Source organism: Uliginosibacterium flavum, from assembly GCF_040566545.1.
Lineage (GTDB): Bacteria > Pseudomonadota > Gammaproteobacteria > Burkholderiales > Rhodocyclaceae > Uliginosibacterium > Uliginosibacterium flavum.
In genome coordinates, this window is sequence record NZ_JBEWZI010000008.1 from 25,252 (window position 1) to 44,199 (window position 18,948).

16 protein-coding genes, 1 tRNA gene and 1 pseudogene are annotated in these 18,948 nt (G+C 60.1%); 15 read left to right on the forward strand and 3 right to left on the reverse strand.

Annotation, left to right across the window (positions count from 1 at the left end; translation table 11 throughout):
* Nucleotides 1-167: 167 nt before the first annotated feature.
* Entirely contained in the window at nucleotides 168-992 is an 825-nt protein-coding gene (locus ABXR19_RS08865) for a GGDEF domain-containing protein (protein WP_354600763.1), read from the reverse strand.
* A gap of 180 nt (nucleotides 993-1,172) precedes the next feature.
* Here ABXR19_RS08865 and ABXR19_RS08870 point away from each other — a divergent pair, with 180 nt between their 5' ends.
* The gene (locus ABXR19_RS08870) at nucleotides 1,173-1,592 is read left to right on the forward strand and encodes a hypothetical protein (protein ID WP_354600764.1); all 420 of its coding nucleotides are present in this window, start codon (nucleotides 1,173-1,175) and stop codon (nucleotides 1,590-1,592) included.
* Between the two features lie 27 nt (nucleotides 1,593-1,619).
* Here the strand turns inward: ABXR19_RS08870 and ABXR19_RS08875 are convergent, their stop codons facing one another.
* Entirely contained in the window at nucleotides 1,620-2,201 is a 582-nt protein-coding gene (locus tag ABXR19_RS08875) for a phosphatase domain-containing putative toxin (protein ID WP_354600765.1), read from the reverse strand.
* Nucleotides 2,202-2,375: 174 nt separating this feature from the next.
* Here ABXR19_RS08875 and ABXR19_RS08880 point away from each other — a divergent pair, with 174 nt between their 5' ends.
* From ABXR19_RS08880 to ABXR19_RS08925, 11 genes and pseudogenes are all read left to right on the forward strand, one after another.
* A complete protein-coding gene (locus ABXR19_RS08880) occupies nucleotides 2,376-4,142 on the forward strand; it encodes a vWA domain-containing protein (RefSeq protein ID WP_354600766.1) in 1,767 nt (588 codons plus the stop codon).
* A gap of 185 nt (nucleotides 4,143-4,327) precedes the next feature.
* Entirely contained in the window at nucleotides 4,328-4,900 is a 573-nt protein-coding gene (locus ABXR19_RS08885; protein WP_354600767.1) for a sigma-70 family RNA polymerase sigma factor, read from the forward strand.
* The gene (locus ABXR19_RS08890; protein WP_354600768.1) at nucleotides 4,897-6,468 is read left to right on the forward strand and encodes a hypothetical protein; all 1,572 of its coding nucleotides are present in this window, start codon (nucleotides 4,897-4,899) and stop codon (nucleotides 6,466-6,468) included. The genes ABXR19_RS08885 and ABXR19_RS08890 overlap by 4 nt, the downstream gene beginning before the upstream one ends.
* A 276-nt stretch (nucleotides 6,469-6,744) precedes the next feature.
* On the forward strand, nucleotides 6,745-7,236 hold the full coding sequence (locus ABXR19_RS08895) for a hypothetical protein (protein ID WP_354600769.1): 492 nt from the start codon (nucleotides 6,745-6,747) through the stop codon (nucleotides 7,234-7,236).
* A 178-nt stretch (nucleotides 7,237-7,414) separates the two neighbouring features.
* Nucleotides 7,415-7,966, forward strand: coding sequence for a hypothetical protein (locus tag ABXR19_RS08900; protein ID WP_354600770.1), 552 nt, complete (start codon nucleotides 7,415-7,417; stop codon nucleotides 7,964-7,966).
* Nucleotides 7,967-8,178: 212 nt separating this feature from the next.
* The gene (gene dbpA, locus ABXR19_RS08905; RefSeq protein ID WP_354600771.1) at nucleotides 8,179-9,597 is read left to right on the forward strand and encodes an ATP-dependent RNA helicase DbpA; all 1,419 of its coding nucleotides are present in this window, start codon (nucleotides 8,179-8,181) and stop codon (nucleotides 9,595-9,597) included.
* 362 nt (nucleotides 9,598-9,959) lie between these two features.
* Nucleotides 9,960-10,175 carry a hypothetical protein gene (locus tag ABXR19_RS08910; RefSeq protein ID WP_354600772.1) on the forward strand — a complete coding sequence of 72 codons (216 nt, stop codon included), beginning with the start codon at nucleotides 9,960-9,962 and terminating at the stop codon, nucleotides 10,173-10,175.
* Between the two features lie 45 nt (nucleotides 10,176-10,220).
* Nucleotides 10,221-11,612 (forward strand): annotated as a pseudogene (locus ABXR19_RS08915) (transglutaminase TgpA family protein); the annotation flags it as partial.
* Nucleotides 11,613-11,900: 288 nt separating this feature from the next.
* Nucleotides 11,901-12,176, forward strand: coding sequence for a DUF4129 domain-containing protein (locus ABXR19_RS19690; protein WP_435594311.1), 276 nt, complete (start codon nucleotides 11,901-11,903; stop codon nucleotides 12,174-12,176).
* A complete protein-coding gene (gene mltB / locus ABXR19_RS08920) occupies nucleotides 12,173-13,255 on the forward strand; it encodes a lytic murein transglycosylase B (protein WP_354600774.1) in 1,083 nt (360 codons plus the stop codon). Before ABXR19_RS19690 ends, mltB begins: the two co-directional genes overlap by 4 nt.
* Before the next feature lie 216 nt (nucleotides 13,256-13,471).
* A complete protein-coding gene (locus ABXR19_RS08925) occupies nucleotides 13,472-14,323 on the forward strand; it encodes an alpha/beta hydrolase (protein WP_354600775.1) in 852 nt (283 codons plus the stop codon).
* Between the two features lie 70 nt (nucleotides 14,324-14,393).
* Here ABXR19_RS08925 and ABXR19_RS08930 read toward each other — a convergent pair.
* Nucleotides 14,394-14,469 (reverse strand) — tRNA-His (locus tag ABXR19_RS08930).
* Between the two features lie 60 nt (nucleotides 14,470-14,529).
* On the opposite strand from ABXR19_RS08930, the gene ABXR19_RS08935 reads away from it, so the two are divergent.
* The 3 genes from ABXR19_RS08935 to ABXR19_RS08945 all read left to right on the forward strand — a co-directional run bounded on the left by ABXR19_RS08935 (nucleotide 14,530) and on the right by ABXR19_RS08945 (nucleotide 18,797).
* A complete protein-coding gene (locus ABXR19_RS08935) occupies nucleotides 14,530-15,603 on the forward strand; it encodes a site-specific integrase (protein ID WP_354600776.1) in 1,074 nt (357 codons plus the stop codon).
* Between the two features lie 132 nt (nucleotides 15,604-15,735).
* Nucleotides 15,736-15,945: a hypothetical protein gene (locus tag ABXR19_RS08940; RefSeq protein ID WP_354600777.1), complete on the forward strand. Its 210-nt coding sequence runs from the start codon at nucleotides 15,736-15,738 to the stop codon at nucleotides 15,943-15,945.
* 8 nt (nucleotides 15,946-15,953) lie between these two features.
* On the forward strand, nucleotides 15,954-18,797 hold the full coding sequence (locus ABXR19_RS08945; RefSeq protein WP_354600778.1) for a hypothetical protein: 2,844 nt from the start codon (nucleotides 15,954-15,956) through the stop codon (nucleotides 18,795-18,797).
* The last annotated feature ends 151 nt before the right edge of the window (nucleotides 18,798-18,948 follow it).

The following is an 18,948-nucleotide window of genomic DNA, read 5'->3' on the forward strand; positions in this document are numbered from 1 at the left end:
GGCCCCCTCTTCTTGGCAGGGAGAGGGGCAGCAGCGACAAACCCCTCGGCCCGAAGAACCCCGCCCCTATTACCTCTTCAGCATGGCAGTCTGCGCAAGCAAGCTGGGCGAGGCTGTCCGGGCGGCTCCTGAAGTGAATGCCCCACAACCCTTGGCTGCGTCTGAACTCAGATACGGCGCCGCACTGGTTTTACCCGGGGCATGTCCATTTCAGAAAGCAACTCTGTCGGGGCCGATGAACGCGTGCTAGAGGAAGTACTCATCACGCAATCGCGGCCGCCCTGCTTGGCCGCATACAGATACCGATCGGCTTGTTCGATCAAGCTCTCGCAGTCGCCTTCACCCAGATAGGTGCTGACGCCAAAGCTGGCTGTCACCTGACCGGCACGTCCTACCCTGCTTTGCTTGATTGCACGGCGCATACGCTCGGCAATCCGGACCGCGCCTGCATCATCGGTTTCCGGGCAAATCAGCAAGAACTCCTCGCCACCCCAGCGGCCAAAATGATCCGACACCCGCATCTTGCGCTGGATGCGTCGCGCCACGGCCCTGAGTACTTCGTCCCCAACCGGATGGCCGAAGCTGTCATTCACCTGTTTGAAGTGATCGATATCCAGCATTACCAGCGACAGCGGGCGTCCATAACGCTCGGCGCGATCAAATTCATGCGCCAGCACGCGCAAGGTCTTGCGCCGGTTTGCCAGACTGGTCAAAACATCGGTTTCGGCAGCCTCCAGCAAATGAATGACATCCCGCCAGCGCCGCCAGGCAAAAATCGCCAGAAAGCCCCAGGTTGTCGCCAGACACAAAAACACCGACTCAAGCTGCCAGACCGAATGCTCACGTGCATAACGCAGCACCGGCACGGCAATTTCCGTTGAGAAGATAAGCCCGCACACCAGCACGCAGGCGACCGCCAGCGCCATCAAGTCGAATACGCCGACCTGATGATCCTGGTACCAGCGGCGAAGAGCGCGCCAACGAGGGGGCATGCGAACGATCCCGAAATTAGTTTTGCCGTAAGATTAAGTGTGCGGCTTTTTACATGCCTGCGCCAGCAAAGCTGCACCGACGAAGTTTGCATCCCTTTGTGGCACTTATAGCTAAACATGCGCCGACTATACTTGGGGAAAAGACTCACTCAGACCCATCTCGTTCGTAAGGACACCGCGATGACGACCCATTCATGCCCCCCACTTCGCCGAACCCTGCTGCGACGCGCAGCCCTGATCGCATTCATTGCCCTGCTCGCTGCGTGTGGTGGCGGCAGCGACAAACCACTGGCGGCGCTTTACACCTCGATTTCAATCACCGATCTGAGCTATCCGTCGGATGAGTACACCAACGATGACATCAAGATCGAAGCCCGCGCATCCAGCATGGGCGAGATCTCTGGCGGCGACATTGACTGGTCGCTCGACCAGACCAGCGGCCACGATATTGGCAGCGTGACTAAAACGCTCTCCGATGACAACCACAAGGTCACCTTCCACGTCACGGCACCGGATCAAACCGGACCGGTCTGGTTCAAAATCAAGGTCAAGGCAAACGGCTACTCGGACAGCCGGACCTTCTCGGTCGATATCAGATAGTCGGCAAGCAAGAGTTTCAGGGCGGTTTCAGCGCACGGAGGCGGCTTTGTCCTCAAACACCGCACGCTTGATCGCCTCCACATCCAGCGCCTCGATGGTCTTCTTGACATTGGGATAGGTTCGTTCGTGATAACCGAAGCCACCGCGCCGCAACTCGTCAATCGCCTCCGCCTTACTCCAGCCCTGGAACACCAGACGGTAGCCAGCGATCACGAAACCGGTGCGGTCACTGCCATGCCAGCAGTGCACCAGCACCGGCTTGGCCGCCTGATTGATCTGGCGCAGCACGATCACCAGATCCTCGGACTTCACCGAACCTGCCGCCATCGCGTGGCGCAAACGCGTAAAGCCCTGCTTCTCGAAGTCGGCTGAGTCACTGTGATACTCGCGTAAATTCATGAAACTCTTGATACCCAGCGCCTTCAGGTCTGCAACATCCGACTTGCCCGGCTGCTCGGCGCGATACAGATCCGGCGCCACCTGAAACAGATTGCCAACCGAAGTATCGATCACTGGCCGTGCCCACTTTTCGGGACGCAGCTCTGGTGCCGCCAGTGCGGTTTGCAAGCTCAGGGTCAGGCCCAAAACGATCAGGGTAAAAGCACGCACGTTCACTCTCCGGTGGCGAATCCAAGGTGCCGATTCTGGCGACTAAGGCGCCAAGCGGCAAGCCCGTTCCTCGCCTTGCGCCTTGCGCCTTGCGACTTGCGACAAAACCATCAACCCATTTCCCGGTACTCGTCCGTTTCAGTCTCACGCATCGCTCAACCCAGGAGACTGAACATGAAACCTCGCACCCTTCCCCGCCTGCTCGCATTATTGCTGGCCGGCCTGCTCGCCGCCTGCGCAGTCACCCAGCAGGACGGCACGTCCGCCCAATCGCAGCCGGGCATCGCTCACCGGAGCGAGAACGAAATCAAGCTAGCGTCGCAGCCACAGCCACAGCCAGCGATCACGCAAGGGAAACCTGCGGAATCCATTCTCGCAGGCGCCCTTGCCGCCCCCACAGCCCCCCGCAGGGATGCGCCGAAAGGCGAGATGAAGCGTGACATCAGCGCCAACAAGATGATGGCCTACGCAACGCAGCCCGCACCCGCCGTATATGAAGCCATCCGCCAGCAGCCACAGGATGATCGCGAACGCTACGGCCAGCTCAAGGACAACCCGGTCAAACAGGTCGCCGAGGCGCCGGTTTCCACCTTCAGCATCGACGTGGATACGGGCAGCTACAGCAATGTGCGGCGCATGCTCAATGCCGGTCACCTGCCACCCAGCGACGCGGTGCGCGTCGAGGAACTGATCAACTACGTCCCCTACGACTACGCTCTGCCGAAGGACGGGCGGCCATTTGCCGTACACACCGAAATGGCGCCGGCACCCTGGAATGCCGAGCGCATCTTGCTGCGCATTGCCATCAAGGGCCAGGACATTGCCAAGCAGGCGCTGCCACCCGCCAATCTGGTGTTTCTGGTCGACGTCTCCGGCTCGATGAACAGCGCGGACAAACTGCCCCTGCTCAAATCCTCGCTCAAGCTGCTGGTGAATGAGATGCGTGAGCAGGATCGCCTCTCCCTCGTCACCTATGCTGATGGCACGCGCGTCGCACTCTCACCCACAGCCGGCAACGAGAAGGCCACGATCAACGCCGCGATTGACGCACTGCGCTCCAGTGGCAGCACAGCCGGCGCTTCCGGCATCCAGCTGGCCTACAGCGCGGCACAGCAGAGTTTCATCAAGGGTGGCATCAACCGCATCCTGCTGGCCACCGATGGCGATTTCAATGTCGGCATCAGCGATAACCGTCAGCTCAAAAGCATGATCGAAGAGAAACGCAAATCCGGCATCTCGCTGTCGACACTCGGCTTCGGCACGGGCAATTACAACGAGGCCATGATGGAGCAGATCGCCGATGTGGGTGACGGTGCTTACTCCTACATCGACAGCCTGATGGAAGGCCACAAGGTGCTGGTCAATGAAATGACTTCGACCCTCGCGACCATTGCCAAGGACGTAAAGGTGCAGATCGAGTTCAACCCGGCGGTAGTCAAGGAGTATCGCCAGATCGGCTACGAGAACCGTCAGCTGGCGCGTGAAGATTTCAACAACGATGCCGTCGATGCCGGCGATATCGGTGCCGGCCACACCGTCACCGCGCTGTATGAGCTGACCCTGGTCGGCGGCAAACCCAGCGTGGATGCCTTGCGCTATGCCCCGCAAGCCAGCACGGAAGGCCCGCGCGCCAATGAACTCGGCCACCTCAAGCTGCGCTACAAACTGCCCGAAGCCAGCAACAGCCAGCTCATCGACTTCGCCCTGCAACGCAACGCGATCAAGTCGCTGGACGCTGCCAGCAGCGAATTCCGCTTCACCACGGCTGTGGCCGCCTATGGCCAGATATTGAAAGGCGGCAAATACACCGGCAGCTGGACCTATGCCGATGCCCGTCAGCTGGCGATGAACAACCTCGGCAAGGACAAGTTCGGTTATCGCGGCGAGTTCCTGCGCCTGATTGATCTGGCCAGTTCGCTCAGCACGAAAGCGACGAAATGATCCGGTAGGTGCGACTTCAGTCGCACGCCACGCTCGGTTGGCCGACTGAAGGCTCTCCTGAGCTTGTCGAAGGGTCGGCCCTACGGAAACGTGGTGTCGATAAGCCACGGAGCGGCTTCAGCCGCGAAGGCTTTCGCGCTGAAGCCGCTCCTGCAGTACAGGCCCTGCGGGCTATACTTCGCGGCATGAAGAATGCCGCCGAACTCGCAAATCTGCCGGACGAAGACCTGATGCTGCTGGTGGCCAGCGGCATCATCGAAGCGCCCGCCACCGAACTGTTCCGCCGCCACAACCGGGCGCTGTACAACTTCATCGCCTGGCAATGCCAGGGCAATGCCGCCGAAGCCGAGGACATTGCCCAGCGCAGCTGGGAGAAGCTCATGACGCGCTGTGCCGATTACAAACCGCAAGCCGCTTTCCGCACTTTCCTGTTCCAGATCGCGCGCAATCTGTGGCTGGATCTGCGCCGCTCCTCCGCCGAAAGCCTGCGTGAAGAACTCGACGAAACCCATCCCGAAACGCCGGATCACGACCTCACCCAGGAAGCCGAACTCGCTCTGCGCCAGAACCTCGCGCAGGTGCACAAAGCCCTGCTCGCCCTGCCGGCGAATCAGCGCGAAGTCGTGGTCCTGCGTTTCTTCAGCGAAATGAGTCTGGAAGAAATCGCCCACACTGTCGGCGAAGGTTTCGAGACCGTAAAAAGCCGCCTGCGCTACGCCTTCACGCGTCTGCGCCGCGAACTGGAGGAGGCGGCGTGAGCGCGTTCGAACGCTTTCTCGCGGGCGAAGACCGGCTGGCAGGCCTGCTGCAGGCACTGCCGGCGTATGAGCCCCGCGCGGAATTTGAAGCGGCGTTTGCGGCAGCGGCGCGGGCGGCACAGACAGCCCATGACGTAGGCGCTAGCGAAGCTGGCGATCTGAGTCTGGACCAGGGGACTCGTACTATCGCCAGCTTCGCTAGCTCCTACAAAAACCAGCCTGACCCGCAAGGCTTCACCCCGCCTGCCAGCCTCGAAGCCAGCTTCCTGAAGATGGCCGCCCGCATTGACGCGGCACAGGCCCCCCGCCGAGACGCCCTGTTGGCGGACATCGCCAAAGGAGCCTCGCCAAAAGCCGCCATCGGTGCGGCTCTGCAGCCTGCCACCGCAAAATGGCTAAGCGCACAGGCAACGCAAACCACGCCGGCTAAAGCCGCAAAGCCCACCCGCAAACCAGGCTGGCTCGGCTTCAGCTGGTTCGATCTGCGTCTGGCCGGGCTAGCCACCATCCTCGCTGCGGTCGGCGTGCAACTCGTGCTCAAATACCAGCCCAGCCCGCAGCAAGTGGCCGTGCAGGATGTCTTCCAGGAGGCCCTTGCACCTGCCGCGCCGACTGCGGCCGAAGTGCCTGCAGAAGCCCGCAATCTTGCGCAAACCGCTGAACGCTCACTCGCCGACGCGCAAAGCGCGCTGGATCGCGCTCAGGCCGCGAACCTGGCTCTGCAGCAGGACAAAGCCAAGACCCGCGTTGAGCCTGAAGCCTTGACGCACAAGCAAAAACCCGAAATTGCCCAGGCCGCCGCACCCGCTGAAATCGGCCCACCGGCCCATCTGATCGCCAGCGCCCCCAAACCAACAGGAATCGCCGGAGGCATGCCTGCAGAGCCGCACGCAAAGTCACTCTCCGCACAGCCTGCCCTGTCCGCCGCGCCCATCGCCCCTGTGCAGACAGGTAGTCTGGACAAGTCCGTTGCGGGCGGCTTTCCAAGTATGCGTGGAGAAGTCGACCCGCCGGAACGCCGCGAGCGGGCCATCGGAGAAATCGCCCTGAACGATTCAAAGGAAGCCGAGCGCGCACAACCTGCAGCAAAAAAGCTCAGTCCGGCTCCAGCAATGGCTCGCGCACCCGCGGCAGCCCCGGCAGCGGCGCCCGATAACAATCCCGGATTCAGCTCAAGCCGTCAGGACGCACCAATGGCCGAAGCCAAGGCATCCCGGGTCGCACCCGCCGCAATCCGCCTCGCCCCCGCGCCGATGATGGCCCCCGCTCCGGCTGCGGCAATTACTCCTGCACGGGATATCACCAACAAACTCGATGCGCTGCGGGAAAGTGTCAGCGCCCGTCTTGGCGATGCACCGGCCGATGTCGCCGCCCGCCTGCCACTGCGCCCGGCCGGGCAAAGCTGGGCCGTCTACAGTCCAACCCCCGAACGGGCTGAACTGCGCGCCTGGCTCGAGGCGCTGCGCAAGAGCATTCCCGCCAGACACCGGCCAGACCACTTCGTGATTCTCAAGGAAGATGGGCCGCCGGATGCGCTGCGCATCATGCCGCCACCACTCGCGCCGTAGAGCCCTTTTCCCCTCGCCCCTTGCGGGAGAGGGTGGCGCGCAGCGCCGGGAGAGGGATCGAGCAGGCCCGAGCGGCGTGAATGCACACCCTCTCCCCCTGCCCCTCTCCCTTGAAGGGCGAGGGGAGCAAAACCACCGTCCCCACTCAAGGTTCGGCAGGAATGCTCGCCGTACTCATGCGAAGCGCCCACCCCGCGACACAAACAATCCGCCGCCAACCGCCCAGATGGTTTACCCTCGCGGGTCAACTTTCAATTCTCCCTCCGGAAACCGCTCATGCAACAGATCCACGACGCCGATGTGCTCCTGCTCCAGGCCATTACCCTCGCCTCCAAGCGCAAGCCCGCCACCATCGACGAAGTGGTAGTCGCCGTCGCCATGATTCAGCCGCGCCTGCCCACCGAAGCCAAGCTGCTCGAAGCCTTCGTCCGCCTCTCCAGCCACGGACTGGTGCTGGCGCAAGGCGAGGGCTACACCCTGAGCACCGAAGCGCAATACATCATGGCCGGCATCTCACCCAAGAGCGACGCCAACGAGCGCGTCTATCGCATCAAGGAAAAACTCGCCGCCCACCCCAGCGCAGGCGATCAGACGCCGGTGCAGCCGATCCCGCTGGATCTGAGCAAAGCCATCATCGCCTGGCGCGCCTCGATTCCGCCGCTGACCAAGACCGAAAAATTCGAAGCGCGCAAAGAGAAAGAAAAAGAAATCACGCGCGCCAACAACAAGGCCTTCGGCCGCCCGGGCCGGCCGCGTACGTCGCATTGAGGGTGATGGGCGGGTAATCGCTCAGGCCGACGCGCCAAAAGCGGTCATTCGTAGGGTGGGTTCGGAGCGCAGCGACAACCCACCATCGCGTATCGGCAAAGCTCATGGTGGGTTGCTTCGCGAACCCTCCCTACTTGCTAGGCATGAACAACATTTTTATCCTTGCTGGGCCACACAAATGCCACTCAAATACGACACTTCTCACATTATTATGCTGAAGTCAGCGATAGAGCAGCTACTTGGACGTGAGGCTTGGTATGAACTAAAGGAAACGACATCCCTTTCACCATGGCGAAAGAATGTCCTGAAATTACTCAAGGCCATTCGCATTAGTGTTGAAGAGTCTGTCGAGGTGCGAGACCAAGCATGGTTCGACTCTGTCGCCCAAAATATTGCTCGAGGTGAAGAGTGTGCCAAGGCAAGCAAAGACATTGATGAACTACTTTCCTGCTTTACTGCAACACTTCTTAGGCAGGTATTCCTGCAAATCGGGACTCTTCCAAACCGGATCGGGCAGTCTAGCGTTTCCTTAAGGCGGGATAATTGGAAGTTAAACGGCCACCGTTCAGTGCAGTATGTTCAGTCGAGCGCTCAAATAGAATCAGTGTTCTGGAGTTTGCAGCAAAAACAAATTGGGATTGACAACCAAATGGCATTGCTGCGTGAGCATCGCAAGAGCAAAAGTACTTTGTCGTATTCTGAGTGGTTTCGTCAGCGCGAAGCCTTGTAGGGCGGGTCATTTGACCCGCGCGGACGAAACCTCCGCACAAGGCTAATCGCGACAATCCACGACCTGACCGCGCGGGTTACGGCTTCGCCTAACCCGCCCTACGCCCGAACAAGCAGCTTTCGCCCCATCGCTTTCACACTCACTATTTCCATGTTTTTTCGCGGCCCTTTGTGCCTTTGCGGTAAAGCAGATTCACTTCAGGACGCACTTCCATGACCGCAGACCTCAGCAGCCCACCCGCCCCAACCGCAGCACTCAGCCGCGCCTTCGCCGATCTGCCGCTCTCGCCCGGGCAGCTTGCCGTGTTGCAGCAGCTCGAGTATTTCGAGATGACGCCGATCCAGGCCGCCAGCCTGCCACTGACGCTGGCCGGGCATGATCTGATTGCCCAGGCCAAGACCGGCAGCGGCAAGACAGCCGCCTTCGCGCTGACCCTGCTGTCGCGCCTGAACCCGCGCCACTTCGGCGTGCAGACGCTGGTGCTGTGCCCGACGCGCGAGCTGGCCGAGCAGGTCTCGCAGGAAATCCGCCGCCTTGCCCGCGCCCAGGACAACATCAAGATTCTGAGCCTGTGCGGCGGCGCGCCGATGCGGGCGCAGATGACGAGTCTGGAGCATGGCGCACACATCGTCGTCGGCACGCCGGGGCGGATCATGGATCACCTGCAGCGCGAGAGTCTCAAACTCGACGGACTCAACACGCTGGTGCTGGACGAAGCCGACCGCATGCTCGACATGGGTTTCATCGAGGACATTGAGTGGGTCGCCAGCCGCTGCCCGCCGGGGCGCCAGACTTTGCTGTTCTCCGCCACCTATCCGGACGGCATCGCCAAGCTGGCCGCCCGTTTCCTGCGCAATCCGCAAGAAGTGAAACTCGCCGAAACACACGAGCCGGAAAAGATCCGCCAGCGCTTCTACGAAGTCAGCCACGAAGGCCGCCTGCAAGCCGTCGGCGCGCTGCTGCGCCACTACCGCCCGACCAGCACCCTGGCCTTCTGCAACACGCGTCAGCAGTGCAAGGCGCTGTTCGACGTGCTGCGCCATGAAGGCTTCCATGTGCTGACTTTGCACGGCGAGCTGGAACAACACGAACGCGATCAGGTGCTGATCCGCTTCGCCAACCGCAGCTGCTCCGTGCTGGTGGCCACCGACGTAGCCGCGCGCGGGCTGGACATCGACCAGCTCGAAGCGGTGATCAACGTGGATGTGACGCCCGATCCGGAAGTGCACATCCACCGCATCGGCCGCACCGGCCGTGCCGATCAGCATGGCTGGGCCCTGACTTTGGGCAGCGCAGCGGACGAGCGCAAGATCACCGGCATCGCCCAGATGAGCCGCATCGTGCCGGAATGGCATACGCTGGAATCCCTCGTCTCTGCCAGCGAAGAACCCTTGCTGCCGCCGATGAGCACCCTGCAGATCCTCGGCGGCAAGAAAGACAAGATCCGCCCCGGCGACGTGATGGGCGCCCTGGCCGCTGAAGCCGGCCTGAGCCGCGAGCAGGTCGGCAAAATCAACGTGACCGATCAGACGACTTATGTCGCAGTCGAACGCAGCTTGGCGGGCGATGCCGCGCGCAAGCTGGGCGCCGGCAAGCTCAAGGGAAAGACGGTGAAGGTGCGCCGGCTGTAAATGCCGCAATGCCGGGCCGAACGGCTCCTTCCCCCCTAATAGGGGGGCTAAGACGGGGTTGCGTAAGGCAAGCCTTGCGCCGTCGAAGCGGATCGAGTGTGCAAACTCGATCCTCCGGCTGGGATGGGGGTTGTTACGTCCGACAAGGCATGTCCTTGGCTTGACGCTTTTACCCCCACCCTCGCCCGCGCTCTGCGCCCCACTGCCGGCATTGCACTGCCGGCCGGCTGCGCAAGCGGGAGGCGTGCCTCCCGAACTCCTTGCTACGCCCCTAAAAAGGGGAGGGAATGTTCGGGCCACGACTTGCGACTTGCGACTTGCCCTTCAGCGTAGAATCCACACCCTCCTTCAGGACAGTCACCATGAGCATGACCTACGAAGAATTCCTCGACGAAGTCACCACCCTCATCACCGAGAAATACGGCACAAGCGATGAGATTGCCATCCAGCAAGTGATGGCAGCACAGGAGGCAGACTTTTTCGTCGAACACGACGAGAATGAAAGCCTGCGCACCCTTGAGCGCGCCCATCAGGACGCCGCAAAGATCGGCAAGCCGCGTAGCAGCCGCAAGCCCTGAGCCAAGGGTACGATGGTGAATCCAAGGCATTCATAGAGGCGCACCATGCCTGCAAACCCCAGCCCTCCGCTATCCCGGCAAGCCAGCTATTTCCTGCTCGCCACGGCCGCGTTGGGCCTTGCCCCTTTTCTGCCTTACCTGCCCTGGAGCATGGGCCTGCTCGCCGGCCTGCTGCTGCTGTGGCGAGGTGTGCTGAGTTACCGCGAATCAGCGCCGCCATCACGTTTCGCCCTGTTGCTGGTCGCCGCGCTGGGCGCAATCCTGACCCTGCGCGAATACCACATTCTCTTCGGTAAGCAGCCTGGTCTGACTCTGCTTGCCATGCTGTTGCCGCTCAAACTGCTCGAAGCGCGCACGCGCCGCGACGGACGTATGGCATTGCTGCTGTGCTGCTTCATGCTCAGCGGCCAGTTTCTCAATGCGCAGGGAATGGGCGTAGCGGCGTTCGTGCTGCTTTGCGCCACCGCGATTGTGGCTAGCAGCGCCAAGCTGGAGCAACCCGCGCTGGCACTGCGCCCGGCCTTGCAAACCGCACTGCGCCTGCTCGGCGGCGCCGTGCCGCTGATGCTCTTGCTCTTCGTGTTATTTCCGCGCATCAACGGCCCACTGTGGGGCATGCCGCTGGACGCCACGGCGGGCAGTACCGGCCTGTCGGATCGGATGCAGCCCGGCTCGATCTCGGAACTGATCCAGTCCGGCGAAATCGCCTTTCGTGTCGAGTTCGACGGCACGCCGCCGGCACCCGCCCAGCGTTACTGGCGTGGGCCGGTGCTGACGGATTTTGACGGGCGCGAATGGAAGGTGCGTGACAGCACCATGCGCCGCGAGCCCAACTATACGGAAGAAGGCCCGGCCTACCGCTACAGCATGACGCTGGAGGCGCACAACCGGGGCTGGCTGCTGGCCCTGGACTATCCCGGCGCAGGCGTCGACAACGCGCTGTATGGCGACGACCTGACCCTGCTCTCACGCCGGGCGGTACGCAGCCGCATCCGCTATTCGCTGAGCTCCTACCCGGCCACGCCGGTCGGTCTGGACGAACGCCAATACGTCCTGGGCGCCGCACTACGCTTGCCTGCTGCCAGCAACCCTCGTACAACCGCTCTGGGCGCGGCTCTTCAGGCATCTCATGGCGATCCTGCAGCGCGCATCGACGCCGCTATTGCCTTCATGCGCAGCGCACGCCTTGCCTATACCCTGAATCCGCCGCTGCTCGGCCAGCATGGCGCCGACGAATTCCTTTTCGACAGCAAACGCGGCTTCTGCGAACACTTCGCCGGCAGCTTCGTCGTACTGATGCGCGCCGCTGGCGTACCGGCACGTGTCGTCACCGGCTATCAGGGCGGTGATCTCAACCCCATCGACGGCACGCTGATCGTGCGTCAGTCCGACGCCCACGCCTGGGCCGAAGTCTGGCTGGCTGGCCGTGGCTGGCTGCGCGTCGACCCGACCGCCGCCAGTGCCCCGCGCCGCATCGACGATGGCATTGCCAGCGCCCTGCCGCAGGGTGAAGAGATGCCGTTGATGCTGCGCGAAAATGCCGAATGGCTGCGCAATTTGCGCTACCGCTTCGAAGCGCTGAACAACGGCTGGAATCAGTGGGTGCTCGGCTACAACGCCCAGCGCCAGATCGAACTGATGCGTTCGCTGGGCCTGCCGGATGCGGACTGGCGCCAACTCGCCGGCCTGCTCGGCGCATTCGCAGGAGCCTGGCTGCTGTGGCTGATGATCCGCCTGTGGCCGCGCCACGCGCGCCGTGATGCGCTGGATCGCTGCTGGCAGCAGGCTTGCCGCAAACTGACCCGGCGTGGCCTGCGCCGCCAGCTCTGGGAAGCACCGACAAGCTTCGCCCAACGCGCCGCGCAAGCCCTGCCGCAGCATGCCGAAGAAATCAGCGCTATCGCCGAGCGTTATGCCGCACTGCGCTACGGCCCGCTCACCGCCAATCACCAACAAGAACTGGCCGCTCTCAAAGCCGCCGTGCAACAATTCAAACCATGAACACCAAGCCCATTCTGCTGGCCCTGTGCGCCAGCCTGCTCCTGCCCCTCAGCGCCCAGGCCGGCTATTTCAGCCAGCGCGAAGACGTTCAGAGCTTCATCCGCGATCTGGCGCAGCGCGAAAATTTTCAGCCTGAAATCCTGCAAGCCGCCTTCGACGACGCCCAGGAACTGCCCAAGGTGATCGAACTGATCCGCCCACCGAGCAATCCCGGTGTGCGCAGCTGGCAGCGTTATCGCCCGCGCTTCATCAACAACCAGCGCATCTCGGCCGGCGTCCAGTTCTGGCGCGAACATGCCGCAAGCCTGGCCGCCGCCGAAGCCAAAACCGGCGTGCCGGCCGAAATCATCGTCGGCATCATCGGCGTGGAAACCGTGTATGGCCGCAACATGGGCAACTTCAGCGCCCTGTCGGCGCTCAGCACGCTGGCCTTCGACTACCCGCCGCGCGCCGAGCTGTTTCGCCGCGAACTCGAAGCCCTGTTCCTGCTGGCGCGTGAGCAAAACCGCGACGTGCGCGACTATCGCGGCTCCTACGCGGGCGCGCTCGGCCAGCCGCAATTCCTGCCCAGCAGCATCCGCAACTTTGCTGTCGACGGCGACCAGGACGGACGCATCGACCTGCGCGAGAGCCCCCGCGACGCCATCTTCAGCGTCGGCAACTTCCTCGCCGGCCACGGCTGGCAGCGCGGCGCGCGCATCGTAATGGCAGCACAAGTCGAGGACGAAGCCCAGGCCAAAGTGCTGGTCGATGCCGGCATCCTGCCCGCCGTAAATGGCCAGATGCTGCGTCAGGCCGGCGTGCACAGCAATCTGCCCGAGCAGGCCAGCGAACTGGTCACCCTGGTCGACATGGTCAGCCCCGGTTTTCAGACCGAATACTGGCTCGGCTTCCAGAATTTCTACGTCATCACGCGCTACAACCGCAGCAGCTTCTACGCCATGTCGGTCCACGATCTGGGGCAAGCCGTGAAGCTGGAGTTTGAAGCGCGCCGCGACCTGACACAGCTGAGCCATTCGCCAGCGCAAGGCCGCAAGGTTGCGCCACGCAAGCCCGGCAAAACCGCCAAGCGACGCTGAAGAACTGCCAGATGAGGCCCTGCGCCTCATGCACTGAAGAGGCGCTCCCAGCCTCGCTCTCACGGCAGGCAGGCTGAAGAGCCAAGCTGCATGCGGCTCTTCAGCACCCCAATCCCACCAAAATCGTGGAATAGGTGTTCTTAATAAAAACAGTAACTTACGTTTATGTTTCTTGAGAGGCACTCACACCACGCTTTATAACCGGTCACTCCCACCATGAACGCCGCCCCGAAAGCCAGGACATCCCGCATCGCAGGGTGGCACATCGCCCTGCTTGTCGTGCTGGGCATCGTTCTGCTCTACGCCGCCCTCATCGGCCTGATGCTGGCACGCCAGGAGTCCGCGCTGTTCTTCCCGGTCAAGCTCGCGCCAGACTTCCAGTTCAACAAGCCGGATGTGATCGAACGCCAGATCGAAGTCCCCGGCGCCACACTCTCGGCTCTGCATTTTCGCCAGCCGAACGCCAAAGGCCTGATCTTCTTCCTGCACGGCAATGCCGGCAATCTGGACATCTGGCTGCCTGGCACCGATTTCTACCGCCATGCCGGCTACGACCTGTTCATGATCGATTACCGTGGCTTCGGTAAAAGCAGCGGCCACATCGGCAGCGAAACCGAACTGCACGCCGACGTACTGACCGCCTGGCATAGCATCGCAGGAGAATACGCCGGCCGTCCCATCGTCATTTATGGCCGCTCACTGGGCAGCGGGCTGGCCGTTAAACTCGCCGCCGAAGTCGAGGCCGCCCAGCTCATCCTCGTCTCGTCCTATAGCAGCTTCGTGCAGCTCGGTCAGGATCATTACCCGTGGATTCCGGCCTTCGCCACGCGCTACCCGATGCGCGCGGATGAATGGCTGGCCAAAGTCAGCGAGCCGATCTTCATGATCCACGGCGCACTAGACCCGCTGGTCAGCGTCAAGCACAGCCAGCAACTCAAAGCCCTACGACCCGATGCCGAACTGCTGATCCTGCCGGACGCCGGCCACAACGACATCCACACTTTTCCAGCCTACACTGAGGCACTGATGGTAAAGCTGGCAGGAGTGAAGCCCAACACAAAACCATAAACCGGATCGACTTCACCGGACCCGGAAATGAAAACGGCCCTGTGATCACTCACAGGGCCGTTCGTATTCTTGGGGCGACATACCGGGTTCGAACCGGTGACCACTGGAATCACAATCCAGTGCTCTACCAACTGAGCTAATGCCGCCACTGGGTTACTGCTACTGTCTGTTGATTTGACCTGCTCCTGACCTTTCGGGAGCAAAGAATGGCATCAATTCGCAAACGCGGCGAGCGCTACCAAGCTCGCATTCAACGTAACGACTTCCCTGCGCTAGAAAAGACATTCACAAGAAAATGCGACGCCGAGGCTTGGGCAAAAATCACCGAGTCAGAAATGATCCGTGGCACCTTCATCAAGCATACAGAAGCTGACACCACGACTCTTCGCGTTGCCCTAGCACGTTACGAAAAGGAAGTGACGATAACCAAACGCGGGGCTGCCATCGAAAAGCACCGGATCGCGAAGTGGAAGAAGCACCAACTAGGCTCTACAGCACTCTCAAAACTCAAACCTTCTGACTTCGCGAGCTACCGCGACGGCCGCTTACGCGAAGGCGCAGCGCCCGCAACAGCACGTCTTGAACTTGCTTTAATTTCACACTTATTCACCATCGCTCGGAAAGAGTGGGGCTTCACGACGCTGCAGAACCCAATCAAGTCGATCCGTATGCCTGTGGTCACGAACGCCAGAAATCGATTATTCCTTGATGGCGAGGAAGCGCTTCTGCTCGCAGCAATGGACACCGCCATACGCTGCGAAAACGGCCAGTTCTGCGAAGCCGCCCGAAACATCTGGCTGAAGCCAACGGTTGAACTTGCGCTAGAAACGGCCATGCGGCGCGGCGAATTACTTACTCTCCGCTGGGAGAATATCGATTTCCGAAGCCAAGTTGCGCATCTCCCCATAACCAAGAATGGTCAAAGCCGTGACGTGCCTCTCTCGACCAGAGCACTGGCGATTTTTCACTCCCTCCCGCGCTCGCTAAGTGGCCCTGTATTTCCGATCACCGCAAACTCGCTACACCTGTCCTTCAAACGGGCGATCGCTCGCGCCCAGAAAGCCTATTTAGAGGAGATCACAGAGAGCGGCTGCGCCGAAAATCCACGAATGCTAACTGATCTGCATTTCCACGACCTACGCCACATCGCGGTCACTCGGCTCGCAGACAAACTGCCCAACATCGTTGAACTTGCCGCCGTCAGCGGTCACAACGATGTTCGGATGCTCAAGCGGTACTACCATCCCCGCGCAGAGGATCTCGCCAAAAAGCTGGGGTAATAGCACGAGGAACGAACTCCCGTTGTACTGTGCTGCACAGAGTCAGCCAGAAGCACCTTGCGTTATGCAAACTCGGAGATCTACACTTGGGCAGCTGTCTCTCCCCGATAAAAAAAACAACAAGGGTAATTCATGCAAAACGCCATCACGTCTGACATCGTCAGCCTGCCTGTTGCAGCACGCCTGCTGGGCAAGACACTTGAAGCACTTCGCGCTGCTGCGCGCCGTCGGACACTAACCGTCCCGATCGTCGCAATATCCACTCGTCATCGCGGCATACGTAAAGCTGATTTAGAACGCGTCCTCGGGCGCGCGCTAAACGCAGCAGAACTCACGATCTGACATCTACCGTGCAGTCAGGCATCGCCGTTTTTTTGACGAGGCCTCGGCACTGCTTCAAAAACCAGATCGTCCATACCCAACAAAAAAAACACAAGGGTACTCACATCATGGCATCTTGCTTTCCAGTCACCATCATCAAAAGCAGCCGGGACATCGGCAAAATGTATTCGCTCAAAGAGGGCTCCCTCGAAAAAGAGGTTCGTGGCTCACTTAGCAATGGCACCGAACGATCTATCTCAGTAACTTTGGCAGATCTGTCACAGCGACTTCGCGAAGGCAACCCTTCGCGAGAAGCACTCGTCCTAGGGCAATTCGCTGACACAGACGGCGCAGCACAGCGCTTTACAACCAAATCTCGCGCAACCGATGGCGGCCTCACTCGTAGCCGTGAGTGCATCCATTGGTCCCCTTGCACTGGTTTGCTTGGATTGGATTTAGACGACAGCAACTTTAATTCCGCAAACGAAGTACGCCAAGCTATCGTCAAACTGTTTCCCGAGTTTGAGGCAGCCGGCATACTTGTAGTGTCCTCATCCTCATCATTCATCAGTGAGGGCAACACCTCGCTGACGTCAGGCCGCGGTTGGCATGTATTTATCATGCTAAAAAACCAGAGCGATATTTCACGCCTCGCCCTTATTATCAAAGGGCGCTGCTGGCTTGCCGATCAGGCCAAATATAAAGTTGGAAAGGTCGGCCAGGCGCTTGTAGCAGCACAAATCGACTTTTGCGTCTTTCAACCTGAACGCCTCTGGTATTCCTTCGGGGCAGAAATGGGTGTGGGGCTTGAACAGCATCGCGTCATTGAATCGTTTCACCATGAAGCCTCCCCGCTTGACACATCCTGCATCGCAGACCTTACGCCCACCGAACACAAACAAATCGAGGCCATAAAGCGCAGAGAGCGTGACAAAATCACGTCTGAGTGTGGCGCTAAACGCGCCGAGTGGAGTGAGCGCACGGCTCGCCAGATGATGGATCGCGGGACATCGTATGAAATCGCCAAGGAGACCACTCGCGTAGCGGTGGTTCATCAAGTCTTGACGCCTGACTTTGTGCTAACAACACAGGACGGGCAACAAATCCTAGTTTCAAATCTGCTCGAAAACCCCAAGCAATGGCACGGCCGCTACTTCCACGATCCATTAGAGCCTGAATATCGTGACGGGAAAGGTGATATCGCGGTATTTCTTTGCGTTGATGGCCGCTGCCCCGTGATTTATAGCCATGCCCATGGCGGCACGAAATACCGTCTTCAACACCAACGCACCACGGTTGTCCTGCACGAAGGGGAATATGACAAAGCAGAACGAACCTGTGCAAAATCACTCGGACTAACCGGCGAATGGTTCTGGATGAATGAGTCACTCGTCAGCATTGATGGTGGAGGCAATGCCAAGCGAGCCTCGCTTGAGCAGCTTCGGCTTTTGCTTGAGAACCTTTGTGTCTTTAAGAAGCACCGCGCTGGCGGCAACGAACCCATCCGGATCAACGCGCCTGATCGACTGGTGACTGACATACTGATAATGGCAGGCAGCTTCGCCCTACCTCCATTACGAAATCTTGTCACAGGCCCTTGCGTGTTGCCAGACGGCCGACCCATGCTAACGCCAGGCTATGACGAAGCCACGCAAACACTCGGCATTCAACTCTCAGATCAGGAATGGGGCATTGTTGATATGCAGCCTGACGACGCGGCTCTGTTTGACGCTCTCCGCGTCATTCTTGGACCCATCCGCCTATTTCCTTTCAGTACGCCCGAAGATCGCGCCGCATTCGTTGCCACACTAGCGACAAGTGCTTGGCGTAGCGCCTGCTCAACAGTCCCAATGGCCGCATTCGTCGCGCACACGGCAGGAAGCGGAAAAACAATGCTGGCTGAGCTTTGCGGAATTCTTGGTCATAGCGCTCCTTCACTCGTTAGCGCAGGAACATTACTAGAGCCAGACCTCGACAAACTCTTATTTGCGAAATGTCTCAACGGTGGCGGTGTTGTAACTCTCGACAACGTAAAGACTGGCAGCGAATTTGGTTCTGCAACAGTATCGGCTTACACCACGTCATCGACAATTTCGGGACGCATCCTCGGGCACTCGAAAACACAGACCGTTGCAAATCGCATGCAGATTATTTTGACCGGCAACAACATACGCGTCTCCTGTGACAACAGCCGCCGCTGTCTGCTAGTTAGGCTCTCCACCAACGATGAAAACCCCGCTCTGCGTAAATTTCCTTTCATCCCAACCGCTCTTGTACACAAAAACAGGCAAGCAATTTTGGCCGCATTCTTGACCATTTATCGTGGATGGAAGAGTGCGAACTCTCCAATGCCAGAAGACGCACTCGGTTCGTTTCCCGAATGGGACGCCATCGTTCGAGCTCCATTAGCGTGGCTCGCTCAGTGGGTAGATCAGCAAGCTACAGCCGGTTCGCTTCCAATTGACATCCCCACACTCGCAGACCCTATCGCCACACTAATTGACAACATGGGAACCAGCCCTGAAACCGAACGGCTGCGCGTACTGCACGACGCATGGTATGAGTCCTTTGGCAACAAACGCACCAAAGCGGGGGATCTCATCTCCCTATGGCAGAACGCCCGCTGCGATCAGCATGGCTACTTGCAACCAGCATCGACTGGAGAGCTTTCTGGACATACCGACGCTCTTTTTGACGTATTGGAACAAGTCGCGGCACTGAACGGTAAACCGAATTCGCGCGCACTTGGACGTTGGCTGGCTGGGCTGATTGGTGTCGTGGTGGCCGGGAGAAAGCTCGTTGATGCCGGCATGCGGGAGGGTTCGCGGGTATTTAGCCTTGAGCGCGCAGGTGCAACCCTGTCCGAGGGTTAAGGGGTTTGGGGGGCTCGTTTTCAGTCCTATCTACCTACAATTATTTTTTCTGCTGTGTATCAATACCACCCCCTATAACCACTTTATCCCTTGCTCTCTTGCTCTCTTGCTCCGAAAGCCGCACCAAACACAACGTTTTCACAACAAAGAC

Bases quoted from the DNA above. Each gene is read 5' to 3' on its own strand.
- ABXR19_RS08865 (WP_354600763.1), bottom strand. From the start codon at position 992: ATGCCCCCTCGTTGGCGCGCTCTTCGCCGCTGGTACCAGGATCATCAG.
- ABXR19_RS08870 (WP_354600764.1), top strand. From the start codon at position 1,173: ATGACGACCCATTCATGCCCCCCACTTCGCCGAACCCTGCTGCGACGC.
- ABXR19_RS08880 (WP_354600766.1), top strand. From the start codon at position 2,376: ATGAAACCTCGCACCCTTCCCCGCCTGCTCGCATTATTGCTGGCCGGC.
- ABXR19_RS08885 (WP_354600767.1), top strand. From the start codon at position 4,328: ATGAAGAATGCCGCCGAACTCGCAAATCTGCCGGACGAAGACCTGATG.
- ABXR19_RS08895 (WP_354600769.1), top strand. From the start codon at position 6,745: ATGCAACAGATCCACGACGCCGATGTGCTCCTGCTCCAGGCCATTACC.
- ABXR19_RS08900 (WP_354600770.1), top strand. From the start codon at position 7,415: ATGCCACTCAAATACGACACTTCTCACATTATTATGCTGAAGTCAGCG.
- dbpA (WP_354600771.1), top strand. From the start codon at position 8,179: ATGACCGCAGACCTCAGCAGCCCACCCGCCCCAACCGCAGCACTCAGC.
- ABXR19_RS08910 (WP_354600772.1), top strand. From the start codon at position 9,960: ATGAGCATGACCTACGAAGAATTCCTCGACGAAGTCACCACCCTCATC.
- ABXR19_RS19690 (WP_435594311.1), top strand. From the start codon at position 11,901: ATGATCCGCCTGTGGCCGCGCCACGCGCGCCGTGATGCGCTGGATCGC.
- mltB (WP_354600774.1), top strand. From the start codon at position 12,173: ATGAACACCAAGCCCATTCTGCTGGCCCTGTGCGCCAGCCTGCTCCTG.
- ABXR19_RS08925 (WP_354600775.1), top strand. From the start codon at position 13,472: ATGAACGCCGCCCCGAAAGCCAGGACATCCCGCATCGCAGGGTGGCAC.
- ABXR19_RS08935 (WP_354600776.1), top strand. From the start codon at position 14,530: ATGGCATCAATTCGCAAACGCGGCGAGCGCTACCAAGCTCGCATTCAA.
- ABXR19_RS08940 (WP_354600777.1), top strand. From the start codon at position 15,736: ATGCAAAACGCCATCACGTCTGACATCGTCAGCCTGCCTGTTGCAGCA.